The organism is Chryseobacterium sp. UF-290 (assembly GCF_058245615.1).
The window spans coordinates 248,203-265,162 of the sequence record NZ_JBSICB010000006.1 but is presented as its reverse complement, the minus strand read 5'-3'; the positions used below and the strand labels follow the sequence as shown (position 1 = coordinate 265,162).

Here is a 16,960-nt window from a genome sequence, read left to right as displayed (position 1 = left end):
AAATAAAAAATATAAGCAAAAACACTTATAGATATTGATTATTAGTGAATCTGCTTATATCGATTATGTGGTAAATATAAGGTTTTTAAAAGCTTTAGTACAATCGTAAAATTGCGAAAAGACAAAAAGACTGATGAAAATTTTTACGATTAGTTGGTCTTAATTCTTTTTTTGTTTTTAGAAGCTTTTTCCTGCTATCCGCTCATACTTCTCGCTCCTCTTCCTTTCCCATTTCATGCTGCGGGGTAACCGCTTCTATCAGGGCTAATTGTTATATAAATAAACCTAACAGGTTTTAAAAACCTGTTAGGTTTAATATGATGTAAGAACAATATTTATTCTTAGTCTATTTCTTAATAAACTGCTCTGCCTTATCATCCAGCCTTAATATATACATCCCAACAGGAATTCCCTGTACAGAAATGTTTTTCTTATTTCTGAACGGATCTTTCTCTGTATAAATTACTTTTCCGGAAAGATCTATGATTTGAGCTATTTTTACTTTCTCCGTTGCTCCGGATACATAAAGGTTGTCATCAACCGGATTCGGGTAAATTTTAAATTGATCATTAGAAGCAATCGGTTCTACGGCAGACAATGTACCGCCCAGGTTCTGACAGTAATTGGAAGGATAAGAATCCCATTGATTGATATCAAATGTACCGGCAGGCTGATTGATGGTATTTTTCCTGTATAAAGATACATTACCATTATTATTAGAAGTATATTTCACCCCTATAGCATCTACAGTAACCGTTTTGTTATAAGCAAGCTCTACATAGTTTTCTCCGGAAAACCTCATAGGATCAGAAGCCGTAACAAATTTTGCCTGATCACTGGTATAGCACGATAAGGTTGCCTTTGGATTCAAAATAACAAAAGTTTCGTTGTTTCCTATTTTACCTTCCAGTTCATAAGTATCAGCATTATAAAAAGATCCGGTATTAGGATTTTTCATCTGGACATTAATCCTGTAATTATTCAAATTAACCTCATGCCCTGTTTTATTAATGATTTCTAAGGCATTATTCTTAATTACGTTATTGTTGGTTCCTGATATGTACTTTGTAATAATAAGATCTTTGGCATACGAGTCTGAATCTAAAGTGGTAGCTGTAACCGTATTGCTGAACGGCGACTCCAGATACCCTTTGTCAAAAGCCTTTACACTAAAAGTATAGGTGGTAGAAGGATTCAGATGATCTATACTTATTGAAGTTTCTTTTGTAATAGCCACAGGAGTGGTTGAGCCATTCATATAAACCCTGTATCCCAATACATCTGTGTCAGGAGAAGCCACCCAGTTCAGATTGACAAAATAAGCATTTTGCTGAGACGAACTAAGTGATCCCGGAGCCGCAGGCGCTATAGCATCCGGAGTTTCAGACCAGATCATATCAATCCATTCAGGATGATCTATAAACGGATTCCTGTTTTTCTGTATTGTATAGATAGCATTATTCCTGTCTATTTCTCTTTGCGAAACAGGATCCAAAGCGCTCCATTGTTTCAGCATTGCTATATAAGGAAGATCGATCGCTCTCTCTTCTGTACCGTCAAGCGGACATTGATCCGTGGCAGGCGTGATATTCGCTGACGTGCTGTAAGCAGTATTAAATGATCCTAATTTCCCTTCATATCTTACCGCGAAATAAAGCAATGTTCTCGCAATATCTCCTTTAAATTCATTAATAGGCTCATATACTCTCCCCGTATATGGATAATTGGGAATAGCCGCATTAGCCATTCTGGAGCCATTGGTAAAATTATAGAAGTTGGTATTTCCTCCCATTCCATAAGGATAGTTATTTCGTCTTTGATTAATATATCCGTCAACAGGAATGATAAAGTTCAGATCCGAATACATGGGGTAATCACTGATTGAAGAGCTTGTACTGAATGTGCTTTGCGGCATCATATGTTCCCTGTTGTATCCCTGACCTTCTGCGCTGGTACTGCCTATCAGCTGATCTACCTTATACTCATAAGCATCCGGACCTGAAGGTATTTCCGAGTAAATGTCCAGCAGATATTCGGTATTGGACGCATCATGATCATAATACCTATCAAGATCAGTCTGGCTATAGAGCCCCGGAAGATCATCATAATGCCAGTTAATCGTTTTCTCCGAAATAATATCATGAAGTTTCGATTTCAGTGCATAGCCTGTCAGTCCCGCTGTCCCGTCATAATATCCGGCAGGAGCCTGCGCAGATATATAAGAGGAAATTAAAATAAGAGGAAGTAGAATTTTTTTCATGCCTTAAAAATTGGGGGACTAAAATAGTGAAATAAAAAATGGAAAAGACTGAATATTTTATTAATAAAACATTAAATATTAAAATATAAGAAATTGAAATATAGAATATTGAGGATAAAACAGTATGAGTGAAATAATTTTTTTAGCATTCCGTCAATTTGGTTATCTTTGGGAACTAACTATTATCTATATGAATACAGAGACTATTGACAACATCAAAATGATAGCGGAGACAGCTAAAGAATTTGCAGAGAAGAATATCCGACCGAATATTATGGAGTGGGATGAAAGCCAGACATTTCCAAAAGACCTGTTTCATCAATTAGGCGAAATGGGATTTATGGGGATTGTGGTTCCTGAGCAATACGGCGGTTCCGGTTTGGGATATCATGAATATGTGGCTATTCTTGACGAAATTTCTCAGGTAGATCCATCAATCGGTCTTTCTGTAGCGGCACACAATTCTCTGTGTACAAACCACATCTATGAGTTTGGAAACGAGGAGCAACGAAACAAATGGCTTCCACAGCTGGCTTCCGGAAAGGTGATCGGAGCATGGGGGCTGACAGAACATAATACAGGTTCAGACTCAGGAGGAATGTCTACTACTGCTGTAAAAGATGGCGATGAGTGGATCATCAGCGGAGCGAAGAACTTTATTACCCATGCGATCTCTGGAGATATCGCTGTGGTCATGACAAGAACAGGAGAAAAAGGAGCCAAAAACAATTCTACCGCTTTTGTTTTAGAAAAAGGAATGCCAGGTTTTACTTCCGGGAAAAAAGAAAACAAACTGGGAATGCGTGCTTCCGAAACAGCGGAACTTATTTTTGATAATGTACGCGTACCGGATTCTCACCGTTTGGGAGAAGTAGGTGAAGGTTTCAAGCAGGCTATGAAAATTTTGGATGGCGGAAGAATTTCTATCGCTGCCCTAAGTCTGGGAACAGCAAGAGGAGCTTATAAGGCTGCTTTAAAATATGCTAAAGAAAGACACCAGTTCGGAAAATCAATCTCTGAATTCCAGGCCATCAACTTCATGCTTGCTGATATGGCAACAGAAATCGATGCGGCAGAACTGCTTATCCAAAGAGCTGCAACCTTGAAAAATGCGAAGCAGAAAATGACTAAAGAAGGAGCTATGGCAAAACTATATGCTTCTGAAGCCTGTGTAAGGATTTCCAATAACGCCGTTCAGATCTTCGGAGGTTACGGATATACTAAAGATTTCCCTGCTGAAAAATTCTACAGAGATTCCAAGCTTTGTACTATTGGTGAGGGAACTTCTGAGATCCAGAGATTGGTAATAGGAAGAGATATTACAAAATAACCGAACTTTATACAAATGATTAAACAGGCACTTTTAGGTGAATTTCTGTATGAGGCGGAAAACACCAGGAAAATTTTAAAAGCAATCCCCGACAGCGCTCTGGACTGGAAACCGTCTGAAAAGAACTGGACAACCGGCCAGCTTGCCTCTCATATTGCCGAAATATACAACTGGTACGACTCCACTTTCAATCAGGATACTTTTGATATGGGAAAATATGAGTATGACAAAGGAGATATTTCCAAAGCTGAAAATATCCTTACCAAATTTGAAGAAAATGTTGCCAAAGCACAGAAAGCGCTGGAAAACTCTGATGAATCCACTTATTTCAATGAATGGAAAATGGAAATGAATGGTAATATTCTTTTCCCTCCTGCTCCAAGAATTCAGGTGGTGAGAGGTTTTCTGTACAATCATTTGTATCATCACAGAGGTGAGCTGGTGGTTTATTTAAGATCAACCGGCAATAAAGTTCCCGGACTTTACGGACCTACTGCTGATGACAGGAGGTAACTGAATATTATTTATCATGATAAAACAAAGGCTGTTTCAAGTTGGAAACAGCCTTATTTGTGTTTTAACTACAAAGAAAAAATTTTCACCAGGACAATTTTGAACGAAAAATATACATACGGACACTAAGAATAATCTCCGGATTTTATTAATGAATTCTCAAAAATTTCAAAATATAAATGTCTCATTTTCAGAAAATAATAAAATTTAACTCTGATTTTAATTTTTTTTCTAATACAAAATTCATTTTTACTATTTCACTTTCCTTTTATTAATCGGAGTATTTCAATTATATTTAATGTATTACATAATACAATAAACTCATAGTCAAAATTTTTCTTAAATATTTTTGTTTTCTGTAACATATTTTTTATTAGCTTTGATATTCCACAATCAAAACTTATATTTAATATGAAAAAACAATTAACCCTGATTGGAATGCTCCTTATTAGCGGTATTTCTTTCGCACAGACCGACCGTCTTTGGTCTGAAAGCTCCAGAAAAACGTCATCAGAGATCTTTGAAAACAAATCAGGCATTGCCAATCCAAAGGTATACAGCTTAAATATCGAAGGATTGAAAAATGTACTGGCAAAAGCTCCTAAAAGACTGGCAGCCGGCGAAAAATCAGAAATCATCATTTCTTTTCCAAACTCTGAAGGGAGAATGGAAAATTTCAAAGTAAGAGAGAATTCCAATTTTGCCCCTGAACTGGCAGCAAAATATCCGGACATCAAATCGTATGTAGGCGAAGGCCTTGACGATCCGAATTCTACTGTTTATTTCAGTGTTTCCCCGCTTGGATTATCGTCAATGGAAATTTATGGTGATAAATCCGCTGTATTTATTGAACCTTATTCCAAAGATCTTTCCACTTACGTTGTATACAGAAAGTCTGATAAAAAAGATGATCTTAACAAATTTGAGTGTACTGTAGTGGACGCTGCGCAGAAAGGTGTGTCAGCCTCTGATCTTGCAGCAAGACCTAATGCTGACGACGCGAAGCTAAGAACATTCAGGCTGGCTTTATCCTGTACAGGAGAATACACTGCCTATTTCGGAGGTACAAAAGCACAGGCATTAGCCGCAATGAACAATACCATGACCCGTGTAAACGGTGTTTTTGAAAAAGACTTTGCCGCAAGAATGGTTCTGATCGCCAATAACGATGCTGTCATCTATACCAATGCTTCTACAGACCCCTATTCTTCCGCTTCAGGAATGAGCAGCTGGAATTCTCAGCTGCAGAGCACACTGACTTCTGTAATCGGTGAAGCGAATTATGATATCGGGCACTTATTCGGAGCATCCGGAGGTGGAGGAAATGCGGGCTGTATCGGCTGTATCTGTACCAACGGATCAAAAGGAAGAGGATATACTTCTCCGGCAGATGCCATTCCTTCGGGAGATAATTTTGATATTGACTATGTGGCCCACGAAATGGGACATCAGTTCGGCGGAAACCATACGTTCTCCCACGGAAATGAAGGTACCGGCGTGAACATGGAACCAGGTTCAGGATCTACCATTATGGGATATGCCGGAATTACCTCCCAGGACGTTCAGCCGCATTCTGACGCATTCTTCCATGCAATAAGCATTCAGCAGATCACTAATAATATTAAAGCCAAAACCTGCCCGGTAAGCACAAACACAGGGAACTCAATTCCAACCGCTAATGCAGGTGCGGATTATACCATTCCAAAAGGAACTCCATTTGTACTGACCGGTACGGGAACTGATGCCAATGGTGATTCTTTAACGTATATCTGGGAACAGATGGACAATGCTTCTTCTTCCCAGACAGGATCAAGCTCCGCTGCCAGCGCTACAAAAACCACAGGTCCTACTTTCAGATCATGGACCCCTACCACTTCTCCGGTAAGATATTTCCCAAGAATGGCTTCCATATTAGCAGGGGCAACAACTACGGCAGGGTCGGAAATTACAGTAGAAGCGCTTCCTTCAGTCGCCAGAACATTAAATTTCAGATTTACAGTGCGGGATAACAGAGCCGGAGGTTCAGGAAACAATTCCGATGATGCTGTGATCACTGTTAACGGAACCGCAGGACCGTTTTCCGTAACTTCTCAAAACTCAGCAACTACCTATGCCGGAGGAAGCTCTCAAACCGTTACCTGGAATGTAGCCGGAACTACGGCAAACGGTGTCAATGCAGCCAATGTAGATATCCTTTGGTCAACAGACAACGGAAATACATGGACTACCCTATTGGCAGGAACTCCAAATGATGGTACACAAGCCGTAACTATTCCTAATGTGACTACAACGACCGGAAGAATCATGGTAAAAGGATCCAATCATATCTTCTTTGATGTAAATAATGCTAATATCTCTGTAAATGCAGGATCGGGAACACCTGATACCATCGCTCCTACAGCACCCACCCTTGCAGCTTCGGGAACAACTTCTACAAGCACTAATCTTTCCTGGTCAGGAGCTACAGATAATGTAGGTGTTACGGGATATGATGTATATCAGGGAGCCTCACTGATCGGTTCTACGGCTTCAACTACCTACACCGTAACAGGATTAACCCCTTCTACAACCTATTCTTTCTCTGTGAAAGCAAAAGATGCAGCAGGAAACACTTCAGTTTCAAGCAATACAGTGAATGTGACGACTCTTCCAGGAGGCGGAACCGTGACGTATTGTTCAGCTTCAGCAACCAATACTTCTGACGAAAGAATCGGAAATGTAAAATTCGGAACGATCAACAATACGTCAACAGGTACAGCGGGTTATGAAAACTTCACTTCTATTTCTACCAATGTAACGAAAGGAAGCACTTATACAATTTCTATAACTCCGGTCTGGACATCTACAAAGTATAGTGAAGCGTATGCTGTTTATATTGATTATAACGGTGACGGTGACTTTACAGACAGTGGAGAACTAGCCTGGACAAAAGCGGGTTCTACAACGACTCCTGTTACAGGATCTATTACAATTCCGTCTACAGCTGCTGTAGGGTCAACAAGAATGAGAGTTATGATGAAATACAGCTCAATTCCAACTTCATCATGTGAAACGTACACATATGGACAGGTTGAAGATTATACCCTTAATATTACGTCTTCAGGAAGAGCCGTTACCTCAGAAACAAAAGATCTGATCACAGATATCAAGCTTTATCCTAATCCGGTAAAAGACGTACTGCATATTTCAAATACAACTTCGGAGGAGTATAAAATTTTCGATATGGGAGGAAAACTGATCGACTCAGGAAAACTTCAAAGAGGTTCCGTTAATGTAAGCAGCCTGATCAAAGGAGCTTATATGTTGCAGATCGGAGAAACAGCCAAGAGATTCATTAAAAACTAATAAACTTTAAAATAAACAATGTGAAAACTGTCCTTTGTAGGACAGTTTTTTATTTTTCACTACTTTGTGTGAAAATTATAAACATTCCCAATATCCATAAGGGATTCAGGGTGAAATTTTATTTTTAAAAAGGTGTTTTTTTTCCTGTTTTTTTATTAGTTTTGGCCTGGCACAAAAAATACACACTTATATGAAAAAACAATTATTCATGATGGGAATGCTGGCTCTGTCAGGTATTTCTTTTGCACAAACAGATCAGCTATGGAGCCCGGATTCCAAGAGAACATCTTCCTCTATTTTCGAAAATATGTCAAACATTGATAATCCTCAACTTTACCGCCTGGATATCAATAGTCTGAAAAGCACATTAGCACGGGCACCTAAGAGATTAACAGAAAAATCGGAGATCATCATTTCTTTTCCAGGCTCATCAGGAAAGATGGAGCATTTTAAAGTCACAGAAAATTCAAATTTTGATCCTGAGCTGGCTGCAAAATACCCGGATATTAAATCTTACGTTGGCGAAGGTATTGAAGATCCTGCTTCAACGGTCTATTTCAGTATTTCATCTTTAGGACTCTCCTCTATGGAAATTTACGGAGATAAATCCGCAGTCTTTATTGAGCCTTATACTCAGGACCTGTCAACATATGTCGTATACAAAAAATCAGATAGAAAGGACAGTTTAAATCAATTTGAATGTACAGTACTTGAAACAGCACAAAAAGGAACTTCCAATGCTGCCGTTGCCAAAAATGCCAACGATTCCACACTGAGAACATTCAGGCTGGCACTTTCCTGTACCGGAGAGTATGCTTCTTATTTTGGAGGAACTAAAGCTCAGGCTTTAGCCGCAATGAACAATACCATGACCCGTGTAAACGGCATTTTTGAAAAAGATTTTGCGGCAAGAATGGTTTTGATTGCCAATAATGATGCTGTAATTTATACCAACGGAGCAACCGATCCTTATTCTCCATCCTCTCAGATGGATAACTGGAATCTTCAATTGATGAATACCTTAAATTCGACTATCGGCAATGCCAATTTTGATATCGGACATCTTTTCGGAAGAGATGGCGGCGGAGGTAATGCCGGATGTATAGGATGTATATGCAGTAATGATATGTCGACTTATGTATATCAGGGAATTACTTATCCCAGTGCATATAAAGGAAGCGGATATACTTCCCCGGCCAATGCTATTCCATCAGGAGACACCTTTGACATAGATTATGTTGCCCATGAAATGGGGCATCAGTTCGGAGGGAACCATACATGGTCCTATACTACCCAGACAGATCTGAAGCCGGTTGAACCGGGATCCGGATCTACCATTATGGGATATGCAGGGATTACCAACTATGATATTCAGAAAAATTCAGATCCGTTTTTTCATGCCCTGAGCATTGAGCAGATAACAAATAATATTAAATCAAAAACGTGTTCTGCCAATACATCTACAGGAAATTCGATTCCTACAGCCAATGCCGGAGCGGATTATACAATTCCTAAAAGCACGCCTTTTATACTCACAGGCTCCGGAACGGATGCAGACGGAGATGCTCTTACCTATATCTGGGAACAGATGGATAAAGGAACTTCTTCCCAGACAGGTTCTAATTCCGCAGCTACAGCAACCAAAACAGCAGGGCCTACATTCAGATCCTGGACACCTTCATCTTCACCGGTGAGATATTTTCCAAAAATGTCCTCTGTTTTAGCAGGGGCAACTACCACTGCAGGGACGGAAATAAATGTTGAGGCGCTATCCTCAGTGGCCAGAACTCTGAACTTCAGATTGACAGTCCGGGATAACAGAGCCGGAGGTGCGGGGAATAATTCGGATGATACAAAGATAACTGTTACTGCGGCGGCAGGTCCTTTTACCGTCACTTCACAAAATAATGCCGTTACTTATCCTGGAGGAAGCTCACAGACCGTAACCTGGAATGTAGCCGGAACCACATCGAACGGCATCAATACTGCTAATGTTGATATTCTATGGTCTACTGACAATGGAAATACATGGACTACTCTATTAGCCGGAACTCCAAATGATGGTACACAGGCTGTTACCATTCCAATTGGTTTAACAAATTCAGGAAGGATCATGGTAAAAGGAAGTAATCATATTTTCTTCGATGTGAACAATGCCAATATTTCAGTAACTTCCCCTAATGGAAAATCGATCACTGAAACTTCAGCGGCAGAATCAACTGAAATCAAACTGTATCCAAATCCTGTAAAAGATATCCTGACCCTCTCCAATACCAATTCGGAAGAATATAAGGTCTACGATATGTCCGGTAAACTGGTGAGTGAAGGAAACCTTCAGGGCGGAACCGTCAATGTAAGCAAGCTGGTAAAAGGAACTTATGTGATTCAAATTGAAAAGTTTGCCAAAAGATTCATTAAAAAATAAATGAAATTGAATTAAATTAAATGAGCTGTCTTAACGGGCAGCTTTTTTTATGGGTATTTTTGAATCGCTATTTAAAAATAAAAAACGTAAAATATCATTAAAAATCAATTTATTAATGTAATTAATTTTAAATAAAATATTTTCTTTAAAATAAAATTACAGATATTTGAGTTTTTTAATTTAATTTTATCACCTGATAAAATCCTTTTATTGTACTGTTTACCCAGTTGGTATTGTAGGGATACAACAATCATTTTTATGATTGAAGATCCTGCTGCCTCTATTGATTCTATTTCTTTGATGATATTAGAAAAATCATCTATAGAACCCCACTATCAACCTCTCCGGTTACCATCACTTTATAAAGAAAGCACTTTGACAGATCATTAAAAAGAAATTATGTTTCAAAGAGGTCTCTGAGCATACCGCCCTTCTGATACCTTGTTAAATTTTTAAAATAATTTAAAATTTTTTATATGAAACATTTATTTAAGTACTTCTTTTTTTTATCCGTGACTTTGTTTTCGGTAGCTTGTAGTTCAGACCGGGAAGAAGAAATCAATCCTCCTGGTGACGTTACGACGGTATTCTACAAAAATGCGGATGAACTGGCAGAAACCTATGACCCAGGCGGTGCTGTAAGTGCTGCTGTCAGAAACCAGATTTTCGAATTGTATAAGCAAGGTAAATGGAGTGAGCTGGAAGCTCTTTTTAAAGCCAATAATCTTAATGGCGGATGGCCACCTGCCAATGGCGGCTACAATATTGTTGATGATGTTCCGCTTCAGGCCGGGCAGAAATTTGACAGGTATAGCGGTGCCGTAGGCAGTTATAACGGAACCGGTGTTCCTACTTTGGGAGGAAGCTTTACAAGCCCTATCATCAACGGATATGTTTATACTTTTACTCAAAGAGCTTTAAATCAGACTGAAGACAAATACGATTTTTATTACGAGATTGATGTGCTGAATAATGCCATGCAGTTCAAAACGCAAACAGCGGACATTATTCCATGGTTCGATCAGGCAGGAAAGGGAAAGCAAACGATGTGGAAGATCCCGATCGATATTACAACCGGCTATCAGAAAACATGGAATAAATTGGCAGAAGAAGGATATATAAAAATAACCATCAAAAAGAGCCCCAGCGGAAAATATCCTAACTTAGTAGGCACGGTTATTGAGCCCTAAATAAAATTCAGATGTATTCAATATCAAACAAAATAAGCATTCATAAAAAAGCGCTTACTGCTAAAAGCAGTTTCATCAATGATGAGATGATTCCAGCCGCAGTCACTACATTCACCTGCTGTGATTGCGGCCATGAAAATACCATTGAAATTATTCCCTATAATTCCGGTTTCCCAATTTTACAAATCTATCAGGAAAATAAAGTGCTTTCCAAAAATGAATTGCTAAAAAACGGAATGGTTTCAGAAACGTCCAAAATGATGTCGCACTTTGGTGAGCTAACTGTCAATAATCTGCCAACCTTATATTTTGGAACCGGTTGTTCATCCTGTCACGCAAAATACATCTGTGTGTTCAGCTATGGTGAAAGACAGCCGGGATTGACGGCACTGAACATTTCAGGGATCTGGAAGTATGAAGAATTAGACTAATTTTTGAATGCAGTCAATGAATCTTTTAATTCATTGATTTAAAAACCTGAAAATCCACAATTTTTGAGTTGTGGATTTTTTATTTTCAGCACAATCATCAGCTTGATCCGCAAGATCTGCGAACGCGTTACATTGAGTATAAAAATTATCAGAGAATACGGCTCTATCCTTTCTTCATCAATACATTTTGCATGATAGATTTTACATTTTACAAATCCTTTTCTATCTTTGTGGTAAATAAAAAAATTCATGGATAAAATTGATAGTCTGAACCAAGTAGCAGAATTCCATACTACTTTCCAAGCCCCTATTTTAGATACCCCACAAATTCCTTCTCCCGAAAGATGCAACCTCAGAGTAGAACTTCTGCAGGAAGAGCTGAACGAACTGAAGCAGGCGATTGCTGACAATGATATTGTAGAAATTGCTGATGCGCTTTGTGATTTGCAGTATGTTTTGAGTGGTGCTGTGCTTGAATTCGGACTTGGCAATAAATTTGTAGAACTATTCAACGAGGTTCAGCGTTCCAATATGTCGAAAGCATGCGATAATGAAGAACAGGCAAAGGAAACTGTTGAATTTTACAAAGAAAAGGAGGTAGAGTCTTTTTATGAAAAGTCTGGTGAGAAATTCAATGTATACAGACAGGCTGATCATAAGGTACTAAAAAACAAATACTACTCTCCTGCTGATTTAAAATCAATTATTGAGAAATAAAATATGAAAAAAATTATTACAAATCTTGTTGCCTTTTCAAGCTTATTTTTAGCTGCCCAGCAATTCAGCGCTCAGAAAGTAGTGGTAAACCGTGAGGTTACTACTGAGAAGGATGGAAAAATGCTTTTGGGACATCAGCTGAAAGATCAGTTCTTAAAAGAACCTTATGCAGACTGGTATGTAAAGGAGCATGATGAATATACTCTTGATCAGAAAGCTATTGCTGAACTGAAAAAAGAAAAGATAGGATCTTATGACCTTATTGTTTTCATGGGAACATGGTGTGAGGACAGCCACAGAGACGTTCCGAGACTGATGAGAATCCTGGAGGAAGTTAACTTTCCGGATAGTAAGCTGACCATTATTGCTGTGAACCGTAAAAAAGAATCTCCTACCGGAGACGAAAGCCTTTACAACATCCAGAAAGTTCCTACCATCATTCTGAAAAGGTATGGAAAAGAGGCCGGACGAATTGTAGAAATGCCTACTACAGGCTATATTGAAAGAGATCTGGCTGAGATTCTGAAAAAAAATGATTCTTCTGTCATCAAAGAAATTTTTAAATAGGTTTTGAGAAATTATAAAACAATTCTATCGTTTATTGCAGGCGCAGGAGCCATGGTGCTTCTGTTCTTTGGGCTTAAATCCTGTCTGAATCTGGGAAAAAAGACAGAGCAGTCTGATTATTACATCCTGACCAACCAGATCTCCAAGATGAATAAGATGGTGGTGATGGAGCAGAATACTTCCAGTATGCAGAAGACCAAAATGGGGTATGAAGTATTGGGGAAAGAGGTTTCAAGCAACAGTATCATTACCTATACAAAGACCAATGCCCAGGTTTCCTATGATCTCAATAAAATGAAGATCGAAGTGGATTCGATCAATAAAAAGCTGATCATTACAGAACTTCCTGACGCTGATATCAGAATTACCCCAAGCGTTGAGATCCAGTCTTTAGATGATTCGTTCTTTAACAGAATTTCTGAAAAAGATATTAAAAACGTAACGGCAAAAGCCAAAGAAGCCGCGGTTAAATCTATTGATCAGAATCAGTTAAGAAACGAAGGCCGTAAACAATTAATGGAAAATCTTAATAATATCTTCGTCTTGGCAAAAGCGCTCAATTATACAATAGAAGATCAAACAGGAAAAATAGGTATTCTGGGTCTTTAGCAGCAAATATTTCCGTTTGGCAAAAACTTTGAATGATATATAATGATCAATATTCCTGAAATTAAAAATTTAAAGTTATGAACTCAAAAGGAAACGGCAAAAAAGACGAATCTGCCAACGCTGCAGAGACTAAAAAACAGAATCAGGATTTTCAGAATATTCCTGCCTCATCGAAAAAGACCAACCCGCCTGACATAGATAAAGAAGACATTCAGAAAGCTTCCAAAAATAAGTCAGGAAAAACGGATAATACGAAAGAATAAACAAACCGTAAGACGTAAGAAATTTAAGCGGAGCTTCGCTTAAAGCAGATCATCTTAAAAAATACTTTATCTATCCTTATTTTAATTGAGGAATAAAAAGCGAAAGGTTCTGCCTCCAAGGGGGGCAGAACCTTTCTTCTAACTATCTATATAAGTGAACTGAATTTATCTCTATACAATGGTTGACTTTCCGATCTTTACGTTTTCAAAATTATAATAGGACTTTTCCGAATATCTGATATGATCTGCAATAAAGCTTCCTACTTCTCTGGTAGAATAATATTGCTTGGTATTAAGATCGATAGTCACATACTTATTCTCAATAGCATGCTCTACTGATTGCCTTAACTTATTGGCAGCAGGCTGCAAATTAAGATGATCAAGCATCATGGCAACGCTTAGAATAGACGCAATAGGATTAGCGATTCCTTTTCCTTTTGCCTGAGGATAAGATCCGTGAATAGGCTCAAACAAAGCATTTTTGTCCCCTACGGATGCTGACGGAAGCAATCCGATCGAGCCTCCGATGACACTTGCTTCATCAGAAATAATATCTCCGAACATATTTTCGGTCAGAATAACGTCAAACTGCTTAGGATTAAGAATCAGCTGCATGGCCGCATTGTCGACGAACATATAATCCAGCTGTACTTCCGGATATTCCGGGGCAATTTCCTGACAGATCTTTCTCCACAATCTTGAAGTATCCAGCACATTCGCTTTATCAATGAGGGTCAGCTTTTTGCTTCTTTTTTGGGCTTCCTGAAATGCCATATGGGCAATCGGGAGAATGTCTTCTCTGCTGTATTGGCATACATCATAAGCATAAGCCCCTTCAGGATCAGTAAACTTTTCCCCAAAATAGATCCCGCTCACCAGCTCCCTGAAGATCTGAATATCCGCTCCTTCAATGATTTCTTTTTTAAGCGGACTCTTTTCGATCAATGAGGCATAGGTTTTCAAAGGGCGGATATTGGCAAATAATCCTAATTCCTTACGAAGTTTTAAAAGTCCCTGTTCCGGTCTTACCTTAGCTTCCGGGTTATTGTCAAAAGCAGGATCACCAATGGCTCCGAAAAGAACCGCATCAGATTCTTTACAGATTTTCAAGGTTTCCTCAGGCAGAGGATCTCCTGTTTTAAAAATAGCTTCAGCGCCGATCAATCCATATTCAAAATGAAATTTATATTGAAAAGCTTCAGCGATTACATCCAGTATTTTAATGCTTTCACTGATGATTTCCGGACCAATTCCATCTCCTGGAAGGACTGCGATTTTAAAATAATTGTTGTTCATTTGTTTTTTGTGTTTTTAGTTCAAATTCTGTGATCGCCTGTTTTTTGCTGATTAAAAAATCAATATCGTCATAGCCGTTTAGTAGGCATATTTTCTTATAAGAATCCAGCTCAAAAGTTTCCGTTATTCCATTAAAGCTTATCGTCTGCAGCTCTACATCTACAGTAATTTCACTTTCAGGATCTTCATTAACTCCTTTTAAAATTTCTTTTAAAAATTCTTCGGAAACTTTTACAGGTAAAAGACCGTTATTCAAGGCATTGCCTTTAAAAATATCGGCAAAATAGCTGGAAACAATCACCTTAAAGCCATAATCCGTCAAAGACCATGCGGCATGCTCACGGCTGCTTCCACATCCGAAATTATTTCCGGCAACCAGAATTTCCCCTTCGAATTTCGGATCATTCAAAACAAAATCAGGATTCGGCTCACCGGTATGAATATTAAACCTCCAGTCTCTGAACAGATTTTCTCCGAAACCTTTCCTGTCTATACTTTTTAAAAATCTTGCAGGAATGATCTGATCCGTATCTATATTTTCCGCCGGCAGAGGAACTGCACGGGATGTTATAAGCACTAATTTTTGCATTTGTTCTTTACTCTGTTTAGTTTAAGCTTTCAAAAGCTGAAATTCTACCTTCTATGGCAGCTTTGGCAGCCGTCAGCGGACTCGCCAGGATTGTTCTTGCCCCTTGTCCCTGTCTGCCTTCAAAATTCCTGTTGGAAGTTGAAACACAGTACTCTCCTTCCGGAATTTTGTCATCATTCATAGCCAGACATGCTGAACAGCCGGGCTGGCGGATCTGGAATCCCGCCTCACTGAAGATCTTATCCAGTCCTTCGTCATAGATCTGTTTTACAACCTGCTGAGATCCCGGTACGATCAACGCTTTTACCGCTTCCGATTTACTTTTCCCTTTAATATATTGGGCTGCGGAACGGAAATCTTCTATCCTCGCGTTGGTACAGCTTCCTATGAAAACATAATTCACTTTGATACTGGAAAGCGGCTGCCCGGCTTCCAACCCCATATATTTCAAGGCTTTTTCTTCTGATTCATTCTGCGGAACCGGGATCGTTTCATGAACTGAAATTCCCATTCCCGGATTGGTTCCGTAAGTAATCATTGGATAAATCTCCGATGCATCGAAGCTAAGCTCTTTATCGAAAACAGCACCTTCGTCAGTTTTTAAAGTGCTCCAATACGCTACTTTTTCATTCCATTCCTCTCCTTTCGGAGCAAATTCTCTTCCTTTTACATACTGAAAAGTCGTTTCGTCAGGGGCAATCATTCCTCCTCTGGCTCCCATTTCAATGCTCATATTACAAACGGTCATTCTCCCTTCCATCGACATTTCTTCAAATACACTTCCGGCATATTCACAGAAGTAACCCGTTCCGCCATCAGTCCCGATCTTTGAAATGATATAAAGGATCACATCCTTAGGCTGAACATTTTCATTAAGTCTACCATTCACGGTAATTCTCATTGATTTTGGCTTATTAAGCAACAGGCACTGACTTGCAAATACCTGCGCTACCTGGCTTGTTCCTATCCCGAATGCGATCGTTCCAAAGGCTCCGTGGGTAGAAGTGTGACTATCTCCGCATACAATGCTCATTCCCGGCTGGGTAATCCCCAATTCAGGGGCAATGATATGAACGATTCCCTGATACTGGTGTCCCAATCCGAACAATTCAATATTGTTTTTTGCACAGTTTTCCGTGAGCTGCTGTACCTGGTTTCTTGATAATTCATCCCTGATCGGCTGCTCCTGGTTAAGGGTGGGCACATTATGATCAGCGGTGGCTACAATCTGTTCCGGTCTGAATATTTCCAGATTTCTTGATTCAAGCTCTGCAAAAGCCTGAGGACTCGTTACCTCATGGATCAGATGCTTGTCGATGTAGATGATCTGCGGACCGTCAGGAACGGTTTCAACAACATGAGCGTCCCAAACCTTATCAAAAAGAGTCTTTTTATTGTTGTTCATTTTTTACTTTATATTGATTA

14 protein-coding genes are annotated in these 16,960 nt (G+C 39.1%); 10 read left to right on the top strand and 4 right to left on the bottom strand.

All coding sequences use genetic code 11. The annotated features are described in order from the left end of the window. Positions 1–346 precede the first annotated feature (346 nt). Positions 347–2,260, bottom strand: a complete 1,914-nt coding sequence (locus AC4IF5_RS09850) for an endonuclease (protein ID WP_490734030.1) — start codon at positions 2,258–2,260, stop codon at positions 347–349. 190 nt (positions 2,261–2,450) lie between these two features. On the opposite strand from AC4IF5_RS09850, the gene AC4IF5_RS09845 reads away from it, so the two are divergent. The 10 genes from AC4IF5_RS09845 (at position 2,451) to AC4IF5_RS09800 (ending at position 13,650) form a co-directional block, all read left to right on the top strand. Continuing rightward, the gene (locus tag AC4IF5_RS09845) at positions 2,451–3,590 is read left to right on the top strand and encodes an acyl-CoA dehydrogenase family protein (protein WP_490734079.1); all 1,140 of its coding nucleotides are present in this window, start codon (positions 2,451–2,453) and stop codon (positions 3,588–3,590) included. A gap of 15 nt (positions 3,591–3,605) precedes the next feature. After that, positions 3,606–4,103 carry a DinB family protein gene (locus AC4IF5_RS09840; RefSeq protein ID WP_490734028.1) on the top strand — a complete coding sequence of 166 codons (498 nt, stop codon included), beginning with the start codon at positions 3,606–3,608 and terminating at the stop codon, positions 4,101–4,103. A gap of 411 nt (positions 4,104–4,514) precedes the next feature. Beyond that, on the top strand, positions 4,515–7,448 hold the full coding sequence (locus AC4IF5_RS09835; RefSeq protein ID WP_490734026.1) for a reprolysin-like metallopeptidase: 2,934 nt from the start codon (positions 4,515–4,517) through the stop codon (positions 7,446–7,448). A 190-nt stretch (positions 7,449–7,638) separates the two neighbouring features. Then, a complete protein-coding gene (locus AC4IF5_RS09830; RefSeq protein ID WP_490734024.1) occupies positions 7,639–9,873 on the top strand; it encodes a zinc-dependent metalloprotease in 2,235 nt (744 codons plus the stop codon). A 476-nt stretch (positions 9,874–10,349) separates the two neighbouring features. Then, positions 10,350–11,063, top strand: a complete 714-nt coding sequence (locus tag AC4IF5_RS09825; protein ID WP_490734022.1) for a hypothetical protein — start codon at positions 10,350–10,352, stop codon at positions 11,061–11,063. 11 nt (positions 11,064–11,074) lie between these two features. Then, on the top strand, positions 11,075–11,494 hold the full coding sequence (locus AC4IF5_RS09820; RefSeq protein WP_490734020.1) for a hypothetical protein: 420 nt from the start codon (positions 11,075–11,077) through the stop codon (positions 11,492–11,494). 249 nt (positions 11,495–11,743) lie between these two features. Further along, entirely contained in the window at positions 11,744–12,211 is a 468-nt protein-coding gene (locus AC4IF5_RS09815; protein WP_490734018.1) for a pyrophosphohydrolase domain-containing protein, read from the top strand. Between the two features lie 3 nt (positions 12,212–12,214). Next, positions 12,215–12,778, top strand: a complete 564-nt coding sequence (locus AC4IF5_RS09810) for a TlpA family protein disulfide reductase (protein ID WP_490734016.1) — start codon at positions 12,215–12,217, stop codon at positions 12,776–12,778. A 3-nt stretch (positions 12,779–12,781) separates the two neighbouring features. Then, positions 12,782–13,387, top strand: coding sequence for a DUF4230 domain-containing protein (locus AC4IF5_RS09805; protein WP_490734014.1), 606 nt, complete (start codon positions 12,782–12,784; stop codon positions 13,385–13,387). 77 nt (positions 13,388–13,464) lie between these two features. Beyond that, positions 13,465–13,650: a hypothetical protein gene (locus tag AC4IF5_RS09800; protein WP_490734012.1), complete on the top strand. Its 186-nt coding sequence runs from the start codon at positions 13,465–13,467 to the stop codon at positions 13,648–13,650. A 171-nt stretch (positions 13,651–13,821) separates the two neighbouring features. Here the strand turns inward: AC4IF5_RS09800 and leuB are convergent, their stop codons facing one another. Genes leuB through leuC form a run of 3 tightly spaced genes read right to left on the bottom strand, consistent with a single transcriptional unit; the run spans position 13,822 to position 16,940 of the window. Continuing rightward, positions 13,822–14,946 carry a 3-isopropylmalate dehydrogenase gene (gene leuB, locus AC4IF5_RS09795; protein WP_490734010.1) on the bottom strand — a complete coding sequence of 375 codons (1,125 nt, stop codon included), beginning with the start codon at positions 14,944–14,946 and terminating at the stop codon, positions 13,822–13,824. Beyond that, positions 14,927–15,535 (bottom strand): 3-isopropylmalate dehydratase small subunit, encoded by a 609-nt coding sequence (gene leuD, locus AC4IF5_RS09790; protein WP_490734008.1) that lies wholly within the window; start codon positions 15,533–15,535, stop codon positions 14,927–14,929. Before leuD ends, leuB begins: the two co-directional genes overlap by 20 nt. A gap of 16 nt (positions 15,536–15,551) precedes the next feature. After that, on the bottom strand, positions 15,552–16,940 hold the full coding sequence (gene leuC, locus AC4IF5_RS09785; protein WP_490734006.1) for a 3-isopropylmalate dehydratase large subunit: 1,389 nt from the start codon (positions 16,938–16,940) through the stop codon (positions 15,552–15,554). Between the last annotated feature and the right edge of the window lie 20 nt (positions 16,941–16,960).